Origin of the sequence: Streptomyces sp. NBC_00442, from assembly GCF_036014195.1 — a bacterium.
Taxonomy (GTDB): Bacteria; Actinomycetota; Actinomycetes; order Streptomycetales; family Streptomycetaceae; genus Streptomyces.
Window position 1 is genome coordinate 3,236,026 of the sequence record NZ_CP107918.1, and the last position, 19,065, is coordinate 3,255,090.

The window sequence follows — 19,065 nt, forward strand, 5'->3', positions numbered from 1 at the left end:
CGGCCCGGCCTAGTCGATGTTCACCGGCCCATCCCCCTTGCCCTCCGCCTTCCCCGACAACAGCCCCGGCAGGGACAGTTGAGCCCCGCTCTTGGAGTCCATCGACCCCGCCCCCGACCCGCTCAGGTTCTGCCGAACCGAGTCGAGGATCGTCAACCCCTGCCCCACGAGCCCCGCCGCGATCTCGCCAAGCCCGTCCGCCCCGTTGAGGACATTGACGTTCGCCCCCGCAAGGCCCCCCGCCGCTTCCTTCACGATCTGCGGCAGCTGGTCGATGAGCATCCGGTCGAGCGCGACCCGGTCGTACGACGCCGCGGCCTCCGCCTGGATCTTCATCCGCTCCGCCTCGGCGATCGCGAGCACCTTGATGCGTTCGGCCTCGGCCTGCGCCGGCTTGACGATCTCGGCGACCAGCTGCTGCTGGCGCAACTCCGCGGCCCGCTGGGCGAGTTCGGTCTGGGCCGCCAGCACTTCCTGCTGGGCGTGGGCCTGGGCGAGCGGCCCGGCCTGCGCGGCGTGCGCCTGGACACGGTCGACCTCCGCGGAGTACTCGGCCTTGACGACCGCCGTCTGCCGCGCGTACTCCGCCTGGTTGCGCGCCGCGACCTGCTCCGCCTCGACCGACGCCTGCGTCGCCTGCGCCTGCGCGATCTGCGCGGCCCGGTGGATGGCCGCCTTGTGCGGCGCGGACATCGCGTCGATGTAGCCGACGTCGCCGTCGTCGATCGACTGGATCTGGAGCGAGTCGACGATGAGCCCGATCTTCGCCATCTCCGTCTTGGAGGTCTCAAGGACCTCAGCGGCCAGCTTCTGCCGCTCGGTGACGATCTCCTCGACGGTCATCGAGCCGATGATGGACCGCAGGTGGCCCGCGAAGATCCGGCCGGTCAGGACGGACATCTGGTCCTGGTCGGACAGGAAGCGCTGCCCGGCGTTGACGATGGACTCGGTGTCGTTGCCGACCTTGAACGCGATCACGGCGCGCACGTGCAGCGCGATGCCCTGCTTGGTCACGCAGGTCTCGGTGACCTCCGCCTCGCACATGGAGAGCGTGAGGAAACGGGTCTTGCGAAAGACCGGCAGGACGAACTTGCCGTGGCCGGTCACGACACGGAACGGGGCACCCCCGAGACCGCGCCTGCCACCCGAGATCAGCATCGCCTCGTCGGGGGCGGGCACCCGGTAACCGAACATCCTTTGTCTCCTTAGAAACGAAAACGTCTAGCCGGCGGCGGCGGGACTGCCGCCCAACGCGTCCAACGGATCGGCCCACTCGATGACGTCCACTTGGCGGGTGCCACGGGATCCGATCACGAGCACGGTCGCCCCCTTCGGCAGGGGTTCATCCGACCAGGCGAGGAAGGCCTCCGTGCCGCCTCGGACGCTCACCACGACCTCGCCGGGAGCGGCGGGTCCGCGGGTGGCGACGAGCAGCACTCCGGGGCGGCCGATCACGTCATCGTCCTGTTCCACGGCCTGGCGCCCCCCATCGTTCTGGTCCTGGATTTCAGACCTTAGACCCGCGGGGATCAACCGCCTATCCTCGGGCCCCCTTGTGTTGGAGCCCCGCGTCGAGAACCCGGGCCCGGGGCCCTGAGAAGCTCTAGTCGTGGAGGTTCGCGCCCCACATCAGTCCGAAGCACATGAGCAGCAGCAGAAGGGCCGCGAAGAGAAGCTTCGCGATCAGGAAACCCAGGGTGAAGCCCCCCGCTCCCAGCCAGATCCGCAGGGCCCGCAGCCTGCGCCGGTGCGGGATCAGCCAACTGCTGAGGACCAGCCCGGCCGGGACCACGTAGAGCATGCCGAGGAATCCCTCCCGCCCCATCCCCGGCAGGGTCACGGCGTCGATCCAGACCGACAGGACGAGACCGAGGGTGCACGCCGCCGGCGCGACCCACCACCGCTTGTCCGGCCCGTCCACCTTCCCCCACCGCCGGGCGGCAGTCCCCGCCCGCCACTGCCCCGGCCCCGGCCCCGGCCCCGGCCCCGGCCGCCACTGTCCCGGCCCCGGCCCCGGCCCCCGGTACGGATCCCACCGTGTCGTCGTCATGCCCCCCATCCCACCGCCCGGCCCGCCCTCGCCGACACCGTCCGCGTACTCAGGGAGCTACTCATCTCGGGCCCCGCACTCACACCTGTGCCGAATGCGGCAGACTGGAAGTTTGCCCGCCCCTCCCGGGTGGCCATCCGTCGGAAGGGACATCCCCCAGGTGACCGGACCTCTCATCGTCCAGAGCGACAAGACCCTGCTCCTTGAGGTCGACCACGATCAGGCCGACGCCTGCCGTCGTGCGATCGCGCCCTTCGCCGAGCTGGAGCGGGCGCCCGAGCACATCCACACCTACCGTGTGACGCCGCTGGGCCTGTGGAACGCGCGGGCCGCGGGGCACGACGCCGAGCAGGTCGTCGACGCGCTGGTCGAGTACTCGCGCTACCCGGTCCCGCACGCCCTCCTCGTCGACATCGCCGAGACGATGGCCCGCTACGGCCGCCTCACCCTCTCCAAGCACCCCGTCCACGGCCTGGTCCTGACCTCCACCGACCGGCCCGTGCTCGAAGAGATCCTGCGGTCGAAGAAGGTCGCCCCGCTGGTCGGCGCCCGCATCGACCCGGACACGGTCGCCGTGCACCCCTCCGAGCGCGGCCAGATCAAGCAGACCCTGCTGAAGCTGGGCTGGCCCGCGGAGGACCTCGCCGGGTACGTGGACGGCGAGGCGCACCCCATCGAGCTCGCCGAGGACGGCTGGAGCCTGCGCCCGTACCAGAAGCAGGCCGTCGAGGGGTTCTGGCACGGCGGCAGCGGCGTGGTCGTGCTGCCCTGCGGCGCCGGCAAGACCCTGGTCGGCGCCGGCGCGATGGCCGAGGCGAAGGCGACCACGCTGATCCTGGTCACCAACACGGTCTCGGCGCGCCAGTGGAAGCACGAGCTGGTGAAGCGCACCAGCCTCACCGAGGACGAGATCGGCGAGTACAGCGGCACGAAGAAGGAGATCCGCCCGGTCACGATCGCCACGTACCAGGTGCTCACCACCCGCCGTAAGGGCGTCTACGCGCACCTGGAGCTGTTCGACTCGCGCGACTGGGGCCTGATCGTCTACGACGAGGTGCACCTGCTGCCGGCGCCGGTCTTCAAGTTCACCGCCGACCTCCAGGCCCGCCGCCGGCTCGGCCTGACGGCGACGCTGGTGCGTGAGGACGGCCGCGAGTCGGACGTGTTCTCGCTGATCGGACCCAAGCGGTTCGACGCGCCGTGGAAGGAGATCGAGGCGCAGGGCTACATCGCGCCCGCCGACTGCGTCGAGGTCCGGGTCAATCTGACCGACGCCGAGCGCCTGGCGTACGCGACCGCCGAGACGGAGGAGAAGTACCGCTTCTGTGCGACGACCGCCACCAAGCGGAAGGTCACCGAGGCGCTGGTACGGAAGTTCGCGGGCCAGCAGATCCTCGTCATCGGCCAGTACATCGACCAACTCGACGAGCTGGGCGAGCACTTGGACGCGCCGGTCATCAAGGGCGAGACGTCCAACGCGCAGCGCGAGAAGCTCTTCGGCGCGTTCCGCGAGGGCGAGATCAGCGTGCTTGTGGTGTCCAAGGTCGCCAACTTCTCGATCGACCTGCCGGAGGCGACGGTCGCCATCCAGGTGTCGGGCACGTTCGGTTCGCGCCAGGAGGAGGCCCAGCGGCTCGGCCGCGTGCTGCGCCCGAAGGCCGACGGCCACCAGGCGCACTTCTACTCGGTGGTCGCCCGCGACACCATCGACCAGGACTTCGCCGCCCACCGCCAGCGCTTCCTGGCCGAACAGGGCTACGCCTACCGGATCATGGACGCGGACGAACTCCTCGCGGGGAACTGACCGACGGCCCCCGGGCGGACCACCCGGGGGCGACGGCGCGCCGCGGCGCCCGCCCACCCCACCACCGCGAGCCCGAGCAGTGGGTAGGGGGACGCCAACGGCTGTTGCCAAAGCGGCAGTCGGAGATCGAGGTCCCCGGCGTGCGGCACGAGCCAGAGGGTGCGGGCGGTGAAGACGGCGGCGAGCAGAGCGGCCGTACGCGGCCGCCCCTCGGCCGCCATCAGCACGATCAGCGGGACGCACCACACCCAGTGGTGCGACCAGCTGATGGGGCAGATCAGCAGGGCGGTGAACGCGCTCGCCAGCAGCGCCCACCGTTCGTCGGCGCGGCGGGCGGCCCAGAGCCCGCCGGCGCCGACGGCCCCCGCGCACACGACCCACACCGTCCCGGGCGCGGGGGTGTGCAGGAGCCGCGCGAGCAGCCCCTGCAACGACTGGTTGTCGACGATCCACGCCTTGCCGACGCGGCCGGTCTCGAAGAGCCGCCGAGTGAAGAACTCGACGCTTGCGGCAGGCAGTACGAGCGCCCCGAGCAGCACGGTCGACCCGAACCCGGCCAGCGCGACGGCGGCGTCGCGGCGCTGCCCGCGCACGAGCAGATGCAGCACGAAGAACAGCGGCGTGATCTTGATCCCGGCGGCGACGCCGACCCCGAACCCCTTGCCGAAGGCACCCGCCGGCCGGGAGAGGTCCCAGAGCACGAGGCAGGTGAGCGCCAGGTTGATCTGCCCGAAGAGCAGGGTCTGGAAGACGGGTTCGAGCCACAGGGCGAGCGCGGTGGCGGCGAGGACGTACGCGGCCCGTGGTCCGGTCCCCGCGAACCGGCAGGAGAGCATCACGAGAACCCCGGCCAGCACGCTGTTGCCGGCGCCGAAGGCGAACCGGACCACATCCGGCGACGCGTGGGCCGCGGGCAGGAACAGCAGGGCGGCGAACGGCGGATAGGTGGCGGGCAGCTGCCACGCGGTGACGGTGAACCCGTACAGGGAGGTGCCGCTCGCGACGGCCGCGCCTTCCGCCCGGTAGACCAGGGCGTCCGCCATGGGGATCCGCAGGGCGACGCAGAGCGCGGTGAGCGCGGCGAGCGAGAGCGCGAGGAGCACGCAGGCCGCGGCGCGCGGTGAACGGTCGGTCACATGACGTGACCCTAGCGGCGCGGCCGGTGAACTCCGGCCTCCTCCGCGAACTCTCCCATCACGACCACGCTGAACGCGGCACCGGCCAGGACCTTGGCGGCGCGGACGGCGTTGCCGAGCTTGTGGGTGCGGTGGGGGGCGGCGCCGGACGCGGTGGCACCGCGGGGCACTTTGACGCCGGGGCCGGGGCCGGAGGACGGGGCTGGGGTGAAGGTCGCTGTACTCATACCTCCATGATGGATTCCGGACATCCCAGGCACATCGGTCCCTGGGCTGAACCCGCCGGCCCTCCACGTACTCCTCTGGTCCGACCCGGTCCCCTACGGGACGGACCAAAGTCCCGACATCCCCCCCGCCCCTCGACCCCGCTTTCGCCCGCGAGCCGTGCGTGGCTGGTCGCGCAGTTCCCCGCGCCCCTGAAAACCCCGGTTCGTGTGCGGACCGTGCCCGCTTACTCGCGCAGTTCCCCGCGCCCCTGAAAACCCCGCTTTCGCCCGCGGGCCGTGGACGGCTGATCGCGCAGTTCCCCGCGCCCCCAAAAACCCGCCTTCGTCTACGGACCGTGCCCGCTTCTCGCGCAGTTCCCCGCGCCCCTGTAGGGCACCCGGAGCCGCGCAATGGCACAGCCCCACCCCCCTCAACTACTCGATGCCGGCCAGCATGGACACCCTCAGCCCGTCATGGGGGTCCCCCCTGGCCCTTGAGGCCTTGGGGGAGTTTGAGGACGAGCGCCCTTCAGGCGCGAACGGGGGTCTGGGGGCGGAGCCCCCAGGGAGCCGCACCCCTCAAGTAGCCGCACGGGATGGGGGTCCCCCCTGCTCATTAAGAGCTTGGGGGAGGGCGGGAAAACGCGTCGGGGTCCGGGGCGGAGCCCCAGGGCGTTGGGGACGGCCGGTACCGCCACCGCACCCCCCGCAGGGGGAAATCCATTCGCCCCGCCCCCACCACCTGGCTAGAATCCCCACCCCCCGCCTCCCCCGTGGAGCGCCGCCCCCCGTCCGGAAACCGGGAGGCAGCCCCGTACACCCGTGCCCAACCCCGCCGGAGGCAACCCGTGCCCGCGCACGCCAGCGACCCCAACCCCCTCCTCCACGAACGCACCCACCTGGCCGCGTCCCGCGCGGCCCTCCGCGCGATGCGCGAGGACGTCGAGGCCCTCGACATCAGGGACGTCACCGCGAACTGGGTGAACGCCGCCGTCCTGCAACGCCAGATGGACGACCGCATCAAGGCCCTGGCGGACCTCTCCCACACCCCCCTCTTCTTCGGCCGCCTGGACTACCTCCACGCCCCCGGCGTCGACCTCGCCGAAGGCGCCGAGGGGGAGCGGTTCTACATCGGCCGGCGCCACGTCCACGACACCGACGGCGACCCGATGGTGATCGACTGGCGCGCCCCCGTCTCGCAGCCCTTCTACCGCGCGTCGAAGAAGGACCCGCTGGACGTCGCGCTGCGCCGCCGATTCGGTTACACGGGCGGCGAGTTGACGGCGTACGAGGACGAACACCTCACGGACCCGACGGAATCGGCGCAGACCAGCAAGCTGCTCCAGGCGGAGATCGAGCGCCCCCGCGTGGGCCCGATGCGCGACATCGTCGCGACGATCCAGCCCGAGCAGGACGAGATCGTACGATCGGGTCTGAGCGGCAGCGTCTGCGTGCAGGGCGGCCCCGGCACCGGCAAGACCGCCGTCGGCCTGCACCGTGTCGCCTACCTCCTCTACGCGCACCGCGAGCGCCTGGCCCGCACCGGCACCCTCGTCATCGGGCCGAACAGGTCCTTCCTGCACTACATCGAGCAAGTGCTGCCCGCACTGGGCGAGTTGGAGGTGAAGCAGGCGACGGTGGACGACCTCGTGGCGAAGGACGTCGAGGTACGCGGCACCGATCCCGCCTCCGCCGCCGTGGTCAAGGGCGACGCCCGCATGGCCGAGGTGCTGCGCCGCGCGGTGTGGTCGCACGTGACGACGCCCACCGAGCCCCTGGTCGTGGTGCGGGGTTCGCGCCGCTGGCGGGTGCCGGCGTACGAACTGGCCGAGATCGTGGAGCAGTTGACGGACCGCGACATTCGCTACGGTGCGGCTCGCGAGGCGCTTCCGCAGCGGATCGCGCACACCGTCCTGGTACGGATGGAGCAGGCGGGCGAGGCCCCCGACGACCGGGTGCAGGACGCGGTGGCCCGCAACACCGCCGTGAAGGCGGCGGTCAAGGCGATCTGGCCCCCGGTGGACCCGGCGAAGCTGGTGCTGCGCCTGCTCAACGAACCGGGCTTCCTGGCCGCCCACGCCGAGGGCGTCCTCACCGCCGACGAGCAGGAGGCGATCCTCTCCCCCAAGCCGGCGCGCAGCGTGAAGTCGGCGAAGTGGACGGCGGCGGACGCCGTCCTCATCGACGAGGCGAACGACCTGGTCGCCCGCACCCACTCGCTCGGCCATGTCGTGCTCGACGAGGCGCAGGACCTCTCCCCCATGCAGTACCGCGCGGTCGGCCGGCGCTGCACGACGGGTTCGGCGACCGTCCTCGGCGACCTGGCGCAGGGCACCACGCCCTGGGCGACGGCGAGTTGGGCCGAGGCGCTGCGTCACCTCGGCAAGGCGGAGGCGGTCGTGGAGGAGCTGACGGCCGGTTTCCGCGTGCCGCGCGAGGTCATCGCGTACGCCTCGAAGCTGCTGCCCACGATCTCGCCCGGCCTCGCGGCGGTGGAGTCGGTGCGTGAGACGCCGGGCTCGCTCGACGTCCGCGAGTCGGCGGACCTGGACGCGGACGTGGTGGCCGCCTGTGTGGCGTCCCTGGCGCACGAGGGCTCGATCGGTCTGATCGCGGCCGATGCCCGCGTTCCCGTCCTGGCCAAGGCGCTGGAGACGGCCGGCCTGCCCTGCCTGGCACCGGGCGAGGAGACCACGTCCGAGTCCCGCCTGACCCTGGTCCCGGCCTCGCTCGCCAAGGGCCTTGAGTACGACTACGTGGTCCTGGACGAGCCCGCCGCCGTGGTCGCGGGCGAGCCCGACGAGCGCACCGGACTGCGCCGCCTGTACGTGGCCCTGACCCGCGCGGTCTCGGGCCTGACCGTCCTGCACGCCTCCCCGCTGCCGCCCCAACTCGCCTAGGGCCCACCGATGATTTCCCGCGCCCCGCGCCGGTCTTTTCTTCGAGCAGGCCTCGGCGTCCGGACCCGAACGACGGACGTCGAGGACAACGGACCTCGAAAGGGCGGACGCATGAGCACCTTGCGAAAGATCCTGGACGCGCAGGTCGCCGACGGGACCGTGCCGGGCGCGGTCGCTCTGGTGGCCCGGGGCGACGACGTGGAGGTGGCGGTCGCGGGCTCCACGGCACTCGGCGGCGCCTCCCCGATGACCAGGGACTCGCTCTTCCGGCTCGCCTCGGTCAGCAAGCCCGTGACCGCGGCGGCGGTCATGATGCTGATCGACGACGGACGGCTGGCGCTCGCCGACCCCATCGCCACCTGGCTGCCGGAGCTGGCCGCGCCCCTGGTGGTCCGCACGCCGTCCTCCCCGGTCGACGACGTCGTCCCCGCCGAGCGCCCGATCACGGTGGCCGACGTGCTCGACTTCCGCGCCGGGTACGGATTCCCCTGCGACTTCTCGCTGCCCGCCGTCCAGCCGCTCTTCGCCGAGCTGCACCAGGCGCCGCCCCAGCCTCAGGCGGTACCGGCGCAGGACGAGTGGCTCGCGCGGCTCAGCCGCGTCCCCCTGCTGCATCAGCCCGGCGCGGCCTGGCTGTACAACACCTGCTCCGACCTGCAGGGGCTTTTGATCTCCCGGGTGTCCGGGCGCACCCTGCCGGAGTTCCTGTCCGAGCGCCTCTTCGAACCGCTCGGCATGACCGATACCGGGTTCTCGGTGCCGGAGCGCCATCTGGAGCGGTTCACCACTTTCTACGGGACCCGTCCGCAGGGCGGCCTGGAGCTCCTCGACGGCCCCGAAGGACAGTGGAGCACGCCGCCCGCCTTCCCGTCCGGCGCGGGCGGGCTCGTCTCCACCGTCGACGACGTGCACGCCTTCGCCCGCTTCCTGCTCGCTGAGGGCACCGTCGCGGGGCGGCGCCTCCTGTCGGCCGAGGCGGTGCGGCGGATGACCACCGACCACCTCACGCCCGCCCAGCGCGCCGCCGCCACACTGTTCCTGCAGGGCCAGGGCTGGGGGTACGGCGGCGCGGTCGACATCGAGCGCGTCGATCCGTGGAACGTGCCCGGCCGGTACGGCTGGGTGGGCGGCACCGGCACCTCCGCCCACATCGTCCCGTCCACCGGCGCCGTCACCATTCTGCTGACGCAGGTGAGCCTGACGGGTCCGACCCCGCCGACCCTGATGAACGCCTTCTGGCAGTACGGCGCCGACGCGACCCCGCACGCGGGCCGCCCCGCCTGAGCCCGACCCGGCCCGACCCGGCTCTCGGGCAACTCGCCCAGTACGGGGGCGACTTGATCAACGCGCCGAGGAGCCCGGGAAGACGGGCGTCGAGGTCGTCGCGCCGCAGCCCCACATGGCGGTTGCGGCGGCGGGCAGCGCGGCCATCGCGGCCGTGGGCGACCGCTGGTCCCGCTCGCCTCAACCACCCTGCCTCTGGCGGTCGTTGGTGCGTCCCACCCGACGACCCGGGCCCCGCGCACCCGAGCGCTCCCCGCGGCCGGGCTGGACCTGAGGGCCGGCCGGACCTGATCCGGGCCGGACTGCGCGTCGGGCACCTGCTGGAGCGCCTCCCGAACCCGGGCTCGACCCGGCCCCGGGCCGGCCCTGAACCCGGGCCCGCGCGCCCCACCGGGTGGACCCGGAACCGGCCCGAGTGCGCCCCGGGGTGGAGCCCGGCCGGGGGCGCATCTCCACCCCGGCCTCCACCCATGGGTCCAGGCGCTTACGCCCTGCTGACAGCAGTCTTAGGGGCATGACAACGACCGACTGGCTCACCGACATCGCACTCGTCCTCGTCGTCTTCCGGCAGCTGCGGGAAGGCCGTCTGGACCTCAAGACCTTCCTGATCCCCCTCGCGATCGTCGCCTTCGTGGCGCAGAGCTACCTCACCTCCATCCCGACCGCCGGCAACGACCTCGTCCTCGTCGGCGCCCTGGTGGCGGCCGGCGCCGTGCTCGGCGTCGCCGGCGGCATCTACACCCGGATCCGCGTCTCCGGGGAGCACCTCCTGATCAAGGCGGGCTTCGTCTCCGCCGCGCTGTGGGTGCTCGGCATGGGCGCCCGGATGGGCTTCCAGGTGTGGGTCGACCACGGCGGCGCGAGCACCGTGGCCCGGTTCAGCGCCACCCATGACATCACCACCGCGGACGCCTGGGTCGCCGCGTTCGTCCTGATGGCGGTCACCGAGGTGGTCACCCGGGTCGCCACGATCTTCATCCGGAGCCGCATGGTCGCCGCCCGGCGCCGGCAGGTCGCGGCCCCCGAGACGTACGCCGCCGTCCGCACCCTCGACCGTACGGTCTGACCGTGCGCCCTCTCCTCCACCCCGGCCGGGTCGCGGACCCCCGCGGCCCCCGCCGCCCGGCGCGGCCCGTCGGCTATGGTCGCGCCGTGCCCGAAGCCCAGCCCGAGCCTCGACCCGAAGCCCATCCGGAACCTCAGCCCGAAGCCCAGAGCGTCCCGCCCCACGGGCCGGCCCCGCACCAAGGGTCCGGCCCGCGGGTCGTGCCCGGTCAGGACCCGCGTACGCACTGGATCCCGACCCTGCTCGTCGTCGCGTCGGCGATCTGGACGATCCAGCCGCTCGGCCTCAGCGGCCGCGGCCTCGCGTGCGCCGTCCTGGTCCTGGTCAACTCCCTGACGCTGGCGGTCCGTCACGTCCCCGAAGCCAGGATCTCCCCGCGTCTCACCCTCGCCTGGCTGACGTTCGGCGTCCTCGCCGCGGTCGCCCTGATCGGCGTGAGCACCGCGGGCGCGAGCTACCTCTTCGCGTACTTCATCGTCGGGCACATCGGGTTCCGCCTGGAGCCCCGTGCGGCTCTCACGCTCGCCCTGGCGTGCGGCGTGCTCTGCATGGTGGTGCTGTACTTCCGCTTCGGTGTCGGCCAGGACCTGCTGCCCTGGACGCTCGGCTTCACCACCGCGGCGCCCGCCCTGATCGGCATGCTCAACCGCAGCCGCCACCGCGCGGTCGTGGCGGCACTCGACGCCGCCGAGTCAGCGGAGCGCGCCGCGCGCGCCGAGGCCCAGACCGCCATCCTGACCGAGCGCGGCCGGATAGCCCGCGATGTGCACGACGTCCTCGCCCACTCCCTCGCCGGCATCAACATGCAGCTGGAACTGGCCGACGCCCTGATCGAAACCGGCGACCTGGAGCGGGTCCGCGAGGCGAACCAGAAGGCGCACAGCATGGTCAAGGAGAGTCTGAAGCAGGCCCAGTGGACGGTGCACGCGCTGCGCGAGGACGCCCTGCCGCTGGTGCCGAGCCTGACCGCGATGCTCGACTCTTCGGGCCACCGCGACGCACTGACCGTCACCGGGACCGTGCGCGACGTCCCGTCCCAGGTCACCCAGAACCTCCTGCGCATCGCCCAGGAAGCCCTCACCAACGCGGCCCGGCACGCACCCGGTGGCCCGGTCGCGGTGGAGCTGACGTACACGGCGACGTCCCTGACACTGGCCGTACGCAACGGCCCGGCGGCCCGTAGGGTGAACGCCGGCGTCGGCAGCGGCATGGGCCTCATCGGCATGCGGGAACGCGTCGCCCTGCTGAAGGGCACGATCACCGCGGGCCCGGTCGTCACCGGCCCGTACGAGGGCGGCTGGCAAGTGGAAGCGGTGATCCCCGGATGAGCGACAAGTCGAAGGACGAGGTGGGCGGCGACGTGACCGAACCGACGCAGGGCGCAGCGCGGTTGAAGGTGGTCGTGGCCGACGACCAGGCGGCGGTGCGCGAGCCGCTCGCCGCGGTGCTCGGCCTGTCCGACGACATCGAGGTCGTCGCGGCGGCGGCGGACGGAACCGAAGTCCTCGCGGCGGTCGCGGCGGGCCCGGTCGACGTCGTCCTCATGGACCTGCGCATGCCGGTGATGGACGGTACGGAGGCGACGCGGCGGCTGACCGAGGAGCATCCGGAGGTGGCCGTGGTCGTCCTGACCACCTTCGCCGACGACGACTCGATCCTGGCCGCGCTGAGCGCGGGCGCGCGCGGCTACCTCACCAAGAACGCCGGGCGCCAGGACATCGCGCGGGCCATCCGCGCGGCGGCGGCCGGCCAGTCGGTCCTGGACCGCGAAGTCCAGGCCCGCCTCCTGGCCACGGTCCGCACCGGCCCCGCAGCCGCCCCGGCCCCGGCCGCGTCGCAGCCGCTGCCCGGCGACATCACCCCGCGCGAACGCGAGGTGCTCGCCCTGATCGGCCAGGGCCTGCCGAACCGGGCGATCGCGCAGCAGCTGTTCATCAGCGAGGCGACGGTGAAGACCCACATCAACAACCTGTTCGCGAAGGCCGACATCCGCGACCGCGCGGACGCGGTACGCCGCGCGATCGCAGCGGGCCTGTCCTGACGGACCCCGCTCAGTCCCGCCGCGCCGTGGCGTACGCGACGAACGCCCCCCACGCGGAGGGCGCGAGCGCGAGCCGGGGCCCGGCCCTGTCCTTGGAATCCCGGATGTGGATGGCGGCGGGGCAGGCGGCCACTTCGACGCAGTCGTCGCCGGAGCTTCCGCTGTAGCTGCTTTTGAACCAGTCGAGTGCCGTGCTGCTCATAGCGCTCCTCGCAGTCGCTTCAACAGCCCCACGGAGTCCTCATAGGTGAGGGCCTGTGAGCGCAGTTTCGCATACCGCATATGGAGCGTGCTGATCACTTTCGGATCGTAGACGAACTGTCCGCTCTCCTGCCCTTCGCAGTAGCCGAACCATCGGTTACCAGGCGTCTCCAGCAGGCGGATTGGCCCGTCCATCGCAGCGTGGACGTCCCGCTGCATCGGAACGATCTGAAGCTGCACGTTGCGGGGCTCAACGCACGCCAGCACATAGTCGATCAGCTCGCCCGTCACCCCCGCCCCGCCCGTGCGCCGCAGGAAGACGTGCTCCTCGACGATGAAACTGTACGAAGTGTTCGGCCGCGACCTCAGCAACCGCTGTCGCTCCGCTCGGGCCGCCACCTGCGACTCCAGCTGTCTGTCCGTGAGGGGCGGGACGCGCTCGCCGAACAGAACGCGGGCGTATGCCTCCGTCTGGAGCAGCCCTGGGACCAGCCGGGACTCGTACGTGTACAGACCGATGGCCGACTTCTCCAGGCGAGCCCACTTGCGGAACCAGGTCGCGAGCCCCTGCTGGCGGTTGAGGTATTGAGCAGAGTTGCGCAACGCCCCCGTGTTACCGAGCGCGAGCTCGGCGCGCTCGACGAAATCGGGATCGGCAAGGCGGCGCCCCAACTCCACCGACGCGACGGTGTGTTTGGAGTAGCCAACCAGGATGGCGAACTCGGCGCGGCTGAAGCCGGCGTGTTCGCGCAGGGCCTGGACGACCGCACCGAACGTCTTCAGACTGTCGGAGGGGTCGGGCTCCCCATCACGCCCCTGCCCCTCACGCTTCTCGCCATCCTGTGCCATCGGCGGCCACCTCCCGGTGAACGAGTCGCCCCGCGTACGCAACTCACCCAGAGTTACGGTACGGAACGCGTACCGTCTACAGCGCGTGCGCGTACGCTCGCGGAGCGTACACAGTGCAGGGCTGGCGGCAGGGGTTCCACCCCGGCCAGGCTGGCCGTATGCACCTCGAAACAGAACCCGGAGTAGCCCAACTCCCGCAGGCCGTAAGCGTGTTCAGGAAGCGGTTCGCGTCGACGCGGCGGGCGGCGAGCTTGGCGCGGAGACTGGCGCAGGGCCAGTTGGACGCATGGGGCGTCGCGCACGGGAGCGAGGCCTCGGACACGGCGGGGCTGCTGGTGGCGGAGCTGGCGGCGAACGCGGTGCTGCACGGGTATGTGGCGGGCCGGGGTTTCGAGGTGGGGCTTCTGCTGTGCGAGGACGGCGTCCTGCGGATCGAGGTGACGGACACGCGGGCGGACAGGACGCTGCCGGTGGTGGCGCCGGTGGCAGCCGAGGACGCGGAGTCGGGGCGCGGCCTGCTCCTGGTGCAGGCGCTCGCCGATCACTGGGGGACGGTGGACGGCTTGCCGCCCCAGAAGACGGTGTGGGCTCAACTGGCCGTCTTCTAGGGGGGGGTCGTGCCTGCCGCGGTGCCCCGTCAGACCATGGCGAGCCGGTCCACCAGGAGCCACACCCGGGGCTCGGCCTCCTCCGGCGGCAGCCGTCGCGCCCGGGTCAGGGTCGCGAGGCCGTGCAGGGACGCCCAGAACGTTTCGGTGAACAGCCCCGGGTGGACGCCGTCCCCGGCGACGCCGCCGAGGGTCTCCAGGAGCGCGGCGAAGGCGTCCTTCAGCGGCTCGGGGGTGTCCTCCTGCGCGTACGCGAGGCCGCCGTCGAGCTGGAAGATGGCGTCGTAGACGGCCGGGTTGCGCTCGGCGAAGTCGAGGTAGGCACGGGCGAGGGCGGCGACGCGCTCGCGCGGGCCGTCCGCGGAGGAGGTCGCGGCGCGCACGGCCGCGGCCAGCTCGGTGGCGCCCTCCAGGGCGACGGCGCCGATGATCTCCCGCTTGCCGCGGAAGTGGCTGTAGAGAACGGGCTGGCTGTACTCGATGCGCTCGGCGAGCCGGCGGGTGGTGACCGCGTCCCAGCCCTGCTGCTCGGCGAGTTCGCGGGCCGTGGCCACGATGAGGCGCTCGCGGTCCGCCCGTTCGCGCTCCTTGCGTTCCTGTAGCGACATGATGCGATCCTAGCACCGCTAGACAACAGAGCGGCAGCAGGACTAGCGTTGCCTCATCACCTAGCGACGCTAGATTCGATCCCCGAACCCGGTCCCTGGAGGGGCATCATGCTGAACGCACTTGAGGTCGTCACCACCGTGATCGTCGGCTTGATGGTGGGGGTGGAGTTCTCCGTCGCCTTCGTCGTGGGCCCGATCCTCAACGCACTCCCCGAGGACAGCCGCCAGCTCGGTCATGCGCACGGGGGTCGGATGCTCGGGGCGGTGATGCCGTTCTGGTACATCGGCTCGCTCGCCCTCGTCGTGGTGTGGGCCGTCGCCGCACGGCACCACCACGGCACCGGTCTCGTCGTCACCGCAGGCGGGTTGCTGATGCTCAGCGTGGTCATGTCGGTGCTGCTGCTCGTCCCGATCAACAACCTGAACAAGACGTGGACCCCGGAGAACCGGCCCGCCGACTGGAAGCGGCAGCTGCACCGCTGGGAACGCTTCCACTACGTCCGCGTCGCCGTCATCGTCGCCGCGTTCGCCCTGCTCGTCGCGGCCCTCGTCTGAGCCCGCGCGGTACGAGGCCCGAGGGTGTCGGGTGCGGGCCGTGCGCGGCTGGTCGCGCAGTTCCCCGCGCCCCTGGGCGGGCGGACCTCGGCAGGGCGCCCAGGGGTGGCCACCCCGTGCCCGCTCCCCTCGCGCCCCCCGGTGGGCGGAACTGGCAGCAGGCCCAGTGGAGGCCACCTCAGCCCGCCATGGGGGTCCCCCCTGGCCCTCAAGGCCTTGGGGGAGATCGAGGACGAGCGCCCTCGAGGCGCGAACGGGGTCTGGGGCGGAGCCCCAGGGAGCCGGGGCCAACCAACCCCGCCGTACGGGTGGGTGGGTGGGGAAACGCGCTGAGGGGAGCCGAGGCGGAGCCGAACCGCCTGACCCCGGGTCGGAGAGGAGCCCCGAACCCCGCTACGCGTCAAGCACCGCCCGCCACTCGGCGACGGCCGCCGAGGAGACCGGGGCGGACCATCCGCCAGGCCGAGCCGCCCCGCCGATGTGCACCGCGTCAATGCCCGCACCCCGCAGCACCGGCAGGTGAGCGAGCGTGAGCCCGCCCCCGACGAGGATCCGCGGCTCGTACCCCGGCTCGTCCCGCCGCCCGGCCTCCGCGAGGAGAACGGGCAGCCCGTCCTCGACCCCGAGGGGCGACCCCGCGGTGAGGTAGGTGTCGAGGCCCGACAGCCCGGAGAGCTCCTTGCGCAGGGCGTCGCGGGAGGCGGCCCGGTCGATGGCCCGGTGGAAGGTCCAGCGGCACCCGGCGAGCGCGGAGGCGAGCGCACGTACCGCCACCAGGTCGGGACCCCCGGTCTCGTCGAGGAAGCCCAGCACGAACTCCTCCGCCCCCTCGCCGCGCAGCGCCTCCGCATCGCGTACGAGCGCATCGACGTCCCCCGCCGCGAACCCGTCCGCCGACCGCAGCATCACGCGCAGCGGGATGTCGACGGCGGCACGGATCGCCGCGAAGGTCCTCAGGGGCGGGGTCAGCCCGTCCGCGGCCATGTCGGTGACCAGCTCCAGGCGGTCCGCCCCGCCGGCCTGGGCCGCGACGGCGTCCTGCGCGTCGAGCGCGATCACCTCAAGCAGTGCGCGGTTGCTCATCTGGCCCCATTCCTCCGTAACCCGGGCCCGGCTCGGCCCCAATAGGTCTAGTCCATTGACCAGCCTACGCCGCGAGATGCCCGCCCGTGCGGACGGTAAAACACGCGGCGGCCGGAACGACGGATGCCCCATCGCTCCCCCTTGCGCTATATACGCCCGGGGGGTATACCTGTGACCGCACGAGGCAATACCCCCAAGGGGTATACTCGTCCTCATCACCACCGAGCCCACGGCCCGCACCGCGCCCACACACCACCTCCCACCCCTACACCCCCCAGCCGCCCCGCCTCCGCACTCCGCACTCCGCCCGAGGAGACCGCAGCCCATGACCACCACCGGCACCACCGGCACCAGCTCCCGCACCGGCACCCCCGGAGCCGACCCCGCCCCCACCGCCGTAGAACTCGCCATCGGCGGCATGACCTGCGCCTCCTGCGCGGCGCGGATCGAGAAGAAGCTGAACCGCATGGACGGCGTGGAGGCCACCGTCAACTACGCCACCGAGAAGGCGAAGGTCACCTTCGGTGGAGCCGTGTCCGTGGCCGAGCTGATCGCCACCGTCGAGGCCACCGGGTACACCGCCGAGGAGCCCGCCCCCGTACGGACCGGGCCCGGCCCCGCCGGTGACGGCGAGGGCGGTGAGGGCGGCGACGCGGAGCCGGCCGGCGCACTGCGCCCGCTGCGCCGGCGCCTGCTCGTCGCGGTCGTCCTCGCCGTCCCGGTCATCGCGATGTCGATGACCCCGGCCCTCCAGTTCGCGTACTGGCAGTGGCTTTCGCTGGCCCTGACCGTGCCGGTCGTCACGTACGCGGCCTGGCCCTTCCACCGGGCCGCCTGGACCAACGCCCGGCACGGCGCGGCCACCATGGACACGCTGATCTCGGTCGGCACATCGGCGGCGTTCCTGTGGTCCGTGTGGGCCCTGGTCTTCGGCACGGCCGGAATGATCGGCATGACCCACCCCTTCGAGCTGACCATCGGCCGCTCGGACGGCGCCGGCAACATCTACCTGGAGGCCGCCGCCGGGGTCACCGCGTTCATCCTGGCCGGCCGCTACTTCGAGGCCCGCTCCAAGCGCAAGGCGGGCGCGGCCCTGAGGGCGCTGCTCGAACTCGGCGCCAAGAACGTCACCGTCCTGCGTCCCGACGGCAGCGAACACACCGTCCCCACCGTCGAGTTGAAGGGCGGTGACCGCTTCCTGGTCCGGCCCGGCGAGAAGATCGCCACCGACGGCACGGTCGTCGAGGGCTCGTCCGCCGTCGACGTCTCGATGCTCACCGGCGAGTCCGTACCCGTGGAAGTCACCCCCGGGGACAGCGTCACCGGCGCCACTCTCAACGCGGGCGGCCGGCTCGTCGTCGAGGCCTCGCGGGTCGGCGCGGACACCCAGCTCGCCCGGATGGCCAAGCTCGTCGAGGACGCCCAGAACGGCAAGGCCGCGGCGCAGCGCCTCGCCGACCGCATCTCCGCCGTCTTCGTACCGGTCGTCATGGCCCTCGCCCTCGCCACGCTCGGCGTCTGGCTCGCCACCGGCTCCGGCCTGACCGCCGCTTTCACGGCCGCCGTCGCCGTGCTGATCATCGCCTGCCCCTGCGCCCTGGGCCTTGCCACCCCGACCGCCCTCATGGTCGGCACCGGGCGCGGCGCCCAGCTCGGCATCCTGATCAAGGGCCCCGAGGTCCTGGAGACCACCCGCCGCATCGACACGATCGTCCTCGACAAGACCGGCACGATCACCACCGGCCGCATGACCCTGCTCGCCGTCCACACCACCGACACCACCGACCGGGCCGAAGTCCTGCGCCTGGCGGGTGCGTTGGAGCACGCGTCCGAGCACCCCATCGCCCGCGCGGTCGCCGACGGCGCCACGGCCGAGGTCGGCGCCCTGCCCGCCCCCGAGGACTTCGCCAACGTCGCGGGCCTCGGCGTGCAGGGCATCGTCGACGGGCACGCGGTCCTGGTGGGACGCGAGAAACTGCTCGCGCAGTGGGCGATGGAGCTCACCCCGGTGCTGCGGAAGGCCAGGGAGGACGCCGAGGCCGCCGGACGCACCGCGATCGCCGTCGCCTGGGACGGCGAGGCCCGCGCGGTCCTCGAAGTCGCCGACGCGATCAAGGAGACCAGCCCCGAGGCCGTCGGACGACTGCGCGCCCTCGGCCTCACCCCGATCCTGCTGACCGGCGACAACAAGGCCGTCGCCGAGGCCGTCGCGGCCGAGGTCGGCATCGAGAAGGTGTACGCGGAGGTCATGCCGCAGGACAAGGTCGACGTGATCAAGTCCCTTCAGGGCGAGGGACGTTCGGTCGCCATGGTCGGCGACGGCGTCAACGACGCGGCCGCCCTCGCCCAGGCCGATCTCGGCCTCGCGATGGGCACGGGCACCGACGCCGCCATCGAGGCCGGCGACCTGACCCTGGTCCGCGGCGACCTGCGGGCGGCCGCCGACGCGATCCGCCTCTCCCGCAAGACGCTCGGCACCATCAAGTCCAACCTGTTCTGGGCCTTCGCCTACAACGTGGCCGCGCTGCCGCTGGCCGCGTCCGGCCTGCTCAACCCGATGATCGCGGGCGCCGCGATGGCCTTCTCGTCGGTCTTCGTGGTCGGCAACTCCCTGCGCCTGCGCCGCTTCAAGGCCGCCGACCACTGACCGCACCGGCCGGCCCGGCCGCCCCAC

The 19,065-nt window shown here is 72.3% G+C and carries 18 protein-coding genes; 9 read left to right on the forward strand and 9 right to left on the reverse strand.

The window, feature by feature from the left end; all coding sequences use genetic code 11:
• Window positions 1-9: 9 nt before the first annotated feature.
• The 3 genes from OG432_RS14565 to OG432_RS14575 form a co-directional block, all read right to left on the reverse strand.
• The gene (locus OG432_RS14565; RefSeq protein ID WP_328311368.1) at window positions 10-1,194 is read right to left on the reverse strand and encodes a flotillin family protein; all 1,185 of its coding nucleotides are present in this window, start codon (window positions 1,192-1,194) and stop codon (window positions 10-12) included.
• A gap of 27 nt (window positions 1,195-1,221) precedes the next feature.
• Window positions 1,222-1,473, reverse strand: a complete 252-nt coding sequence (locus OG432_RS14570) for a hypothetical protein (protein WP_328311369.1) — start codon at window positions 1,471-1,473, stop codon at window positions 1,222-1,224.
• A gap of 130 nt (window positions 1,474-1,603) precedes the next feature.
• Window positions 1,604-1,921 (reverse strand): hypothetical protein, encoded by a 318-nt coding sequence (locus tag OG432_RS14575; protein ID WP_328311370.1) that lies wholly within the window; start codon window positions 1,919-1,921, stop codon window positions 1,604-1,606.
• Window positions 1,922-2,210: 289 nt separating this feature from the next.
• Between OG432_RS14575 and OG432_RS14580 the strand changes: the two genes are divergently transcribed.
• Complete coding sequence (locus OG432_RS14580) at window positions 2,211-3,854, forward strand: DNA repair helicase XPB (protein WP_328311371.1); 1,644 nt, start codon at window positions 2,211-2,213, stop codon at window positions 3,852-3,854.
• On the opposite strand, the gene OG432_RS14585 is transcribed toward OG432_RS14580, so the two are convergent.
• Window positions 3,812-4,990: a glycosyltransferase 87 family protein gene (locus OG432_RS14585; protein ID WP_328311372.1), complete on the reverse strand. Its 1,179-nt coding sequence runs from the start codon at window positions 4,988-4,990 to the stop codon at window positions 3,812-3,814. The two genes, OG432_RS14580 and OG432_RS14585, sit on opposite strands and share 43 nt — an antisense overlap.
• Window positions 4,991-5,001: 11 nt before the next feature.
• Complete coding sequence (locus OG432_RS14590; protein ID WP_328311373.1) at window positions 5,002-5,217, reverse strand: hypothetical protein; 216 nt, start codon at window positions 5,215-5,217, stop codon at window positions 5,002-5,004.
• A gap of 908 nt (window positions 5,218-6,125) precedes the next feature.
• Here OG432_RS14590 and OG432_RS14595 point away from each other — a divergent pair.
• The 5 genes from OG432_RS14595 to OG432_RS14615 all read left to right on the forward strand — a co-directional run bounded on the left by OG432_RS14595 (window position 6,126) and on the right by OG432_RS14615 (window position 12,487).
• Complete coding sequence (locus tag OG432_RS14595; RefSeq protein ID WP_328315107.1) at window positions 6,126-8,096, forward strand: HelD family protein; 1,971 nt, start codon at window positions 6,126-6,128, stop codon at window positions 8,094-8,096.
• A gap of 111 nt (window positions 8,097-8,207) precedes the next feature.
• The gene (locus tag OG432_RS14600; protein ID WP_328311374.1) at window positions 8,208-9,380 is read left to right on the forward strand and encodes a serine hydrolase domain-containing protein; all 1,173 of its coding nucleotides are present in this window, start codon (window positions 8,208-8,210) and stop codon (window positions 9,378-9,380) included.
• 514 nt (window positions 9,381-9,894) lie between these two features.
• On the forward strand, window positions 9,895-10,446 hold the full coding sequence (locus tag OG432_RS14605; RefSeq protein ID WP_328311375.1) for a hypothetical protein: 552 nt from the start codon (window positions 9,895-9,897) through the stop codon (window positions 10,444-10,446).
• Between the two features lie 200 nt (window positions 10,447-10,646).
• The gene (locus OG432_RS14610) at window positions 10,647-11,774 is read left to right on the forward strand and encodes a sensor histidine kinase (RefSeq protein WP_443058388.1); all 1,128 of its coding nucleotides are present in this window, start codon (window positions 10,647-10,649) and stop codon (window positions 11,772-11,774) included.
• Complete coding sequence (locus OG432_RS14615; RefSeq protein ID WP_443058389.1) at window positions 11,771-12,487, forward strand: response regulator; 717 nt, start codon at window positions 11,771-11,773, stop codon at window positions 12,485-12,487. The genes OG432_RS14610 and OG432_RS14615 overlap by 4 nt, the downstream gene beginning before the upstream one ends.
• A 10-nt stretch (window positions 12,488-12,497) precedes the next feature.
• Here OG432_RS14615 and OG432_RS14620 read toward each other — a convergent pair whose 3' ends face one another.
• Window positions 12,498-12,689: a DUF397 domain-containing protein gene (locus tag OG432_RS14620; RefSeq protein WP_328311376.1), complete on the reverse strand. Its 192-nt coding sequence runs from the start codon at window positions 12,687-12,689 to the stop codon at window positions 12,498-12,500.
• Complete coding sequence (locus tag OG432_RS14625) at window positions 12,686-13,537, reverse strand: helix-turn-helix domain-containing protein (RefSeq protein WP_328311377.1); 852 nt, start codon at window positions 13,535-13,537, stop codon at window positions 12,686-12,688. Before OG432_RS14625 ends, OG432_RS14620 begins: the two co-directional genes overlap by 4 nt.
• A gap of 158 nt (window positions 13,538-13,695) precedes the next feature.
• On the opposite strand from OG432_RS14625, the gene OG432_RS14630 reads away from it, so the two are divergent.
• Complete coding sequence (locus tag OG432_RS14630; RefSeq protein ID WP_328311378.1) at window positions 13,696-14,145, forward strand: ATP-binding protein; 450 nt, start codon at window positions 13,696-13,698, stop codon at window positions 14,143-14,145.
• Between the two features lie 29 nt (window positions 14,146-14,174).
• Here OG432_RS14630 and OG432_RS14635 read toward each other — a convergent pair whose 3' ends face one another.
• Complete coding sequence (locus OG432_RS14635; protein WP_328311379.1) at window positions 14,175-14,753, reverse strand: TetR/AcrR family transcriptional regulator; 579 nt, start codon at window positions 14,751-14,753, stop codon at window positions 14,175-14,177.
• A 108-nt stretch (window positions 14,754-14,861) separates the two neighbouring features.
• Here OG432_RS14635 and OG432_RS14640 point away from each other — a divergent pair, with 108 nt between their 5' ends.
• On the forward strand, window positions 14,862-15,308 hold the full coding sequence (locus tag OG432_RS14640) for a DUF1772 domain-containing protein (protein ID WP_328311380.1): 447 nt from the start codon (window positions 14,862-14,864) through the stop codon (window positions 15,306-15,308).
• Window positions 15,309-15,701: 393 nt separating this feature from the next.
• Here the strand turns inward: OG432_RS14640 and OG432_RS14645 are convergent, their stop codons facing one another.
• Window positions 15,702-16,391, reverse strand: a complete 690-nt coding sequence (locus tag OG432_RS14645; protein WP_328311381.1) for a copper homeostasis protein CutC — start codon at window positions 16,389-16,391, stop codon at window positions 15,702-15,704.
• A gap of 325 nt (window positions 16,392-16,716) precedes the next feature.
• Between OG432_RS14645 and OG432_RS14650 the strand changes: the two genes are divergently transcribed.
• Complete coding sequence (locus tag OG432_RS14650; protein WP_328311382.1) at window positions 16,717-19,038, forward strand: heavy metal translocating P-type ATPase; 2,322 nt, start codon at window positions 16,717-16,719, stop codon at window positions 19,036-19,038.
• Window positions 19,039-19,065 lie beyond the last annotated feature (27 nt).

Excerpts from the sequence above, each read along its gene's own strand:
- OG432_RS14565 (WP_328311368.1), bottom strand. The coding sequence starts at position 1,194 with ATGTTCGGTTACCGGGTGCCCGCCCCCGACGAGGCGATGCTGATCTCG.
- OG432_RS14590 (WP_328311373.1), bottom strand. The coding sequence starts at position 5,217 with ATGAGTACAGCGACCTTCACCCCAGCCCCGTCCTCCGGCCCCGGCCCC.
- OG432_RS14595 (WP_328315107.1), top strand. The coding sequence starts at position 6,126 with ATGCGCGAGGACGTCGAGGCCCTCGACATCAGGGACGTCACCGCGAAC.
- OG432_RS14600 (WP_328311374.1), top strand. The coding sequence starts at position 8,208 with ATGAGCACCTTGCGAAAGATCCTGGACGCGCAGGTCGCCGACGGGACC.
- OG432_RS14605 (WP_328311375.1), top strand. The coding sequence starts at position 9,895 with ATGACAACGACCGACTGGCTCACCGACATCGCACTCGTCCTCGTCGTC.
- OG432_RS14615 (WP_443058389.1), top strand. The coding sequence starts at position 11,771 with ATGAGCGACAAGTCGAAGGACGAGGTGGGCGGCGACGTGACCGAACCG.
- OG432_RS14620 (WP_328311376.1), bottom strand. The coding sequence starts at position 12,689 with ATGAGCAGCACGGCACTCGACTGGTTCAAAAGCAGCTACAGCGGAAGC.
- OG432_RS14625 (WP_328311377.1), bottom strand. The coding sequence starts at position 13,537 with ATGGCACAGGATGGCGAGAAGCGTGAGGGGCAGGGGCGTGATGGGGAG.
- OG432_RS14630 (WP_328311378.1), top strand. The coding sequence starts at position 13,696 with ATGCACCTCGAAACAGAACCCGGAGTAGCCCAACTCCCGCAGGCCGTA.
- OG432_RS14635 (WP_328311379.1), bottom strand. The coding sequence starts at position 14,753 with ATGTCGCTACAGGAACGCAAGGAGCGCGAACGGGCGGACCGCGAGCGC.
- OG432_RS14640 (WP_328311380.1), top strand. The coding sequence starts at position 14,862 with ATGCTGAACGCACTTGAGGTCGTCACCACCGTGATCGTCGGCTTGATG.
- OG432_RS14645 (WP_328311381.1), bottom strand. The coding sequence starts at position 16,391 with ATGAGCAACCGCGCACTGCTTGAGGTGATCGCGCTCGACGCGCAGGAC.
- OG432_RS14650 (WP_328311382.1), top strand. The coding sequence starts at position 16,717 with ATGACCACCACCGGCACCACCGGCACCAGCTCCCGCACCGGCACCCCC.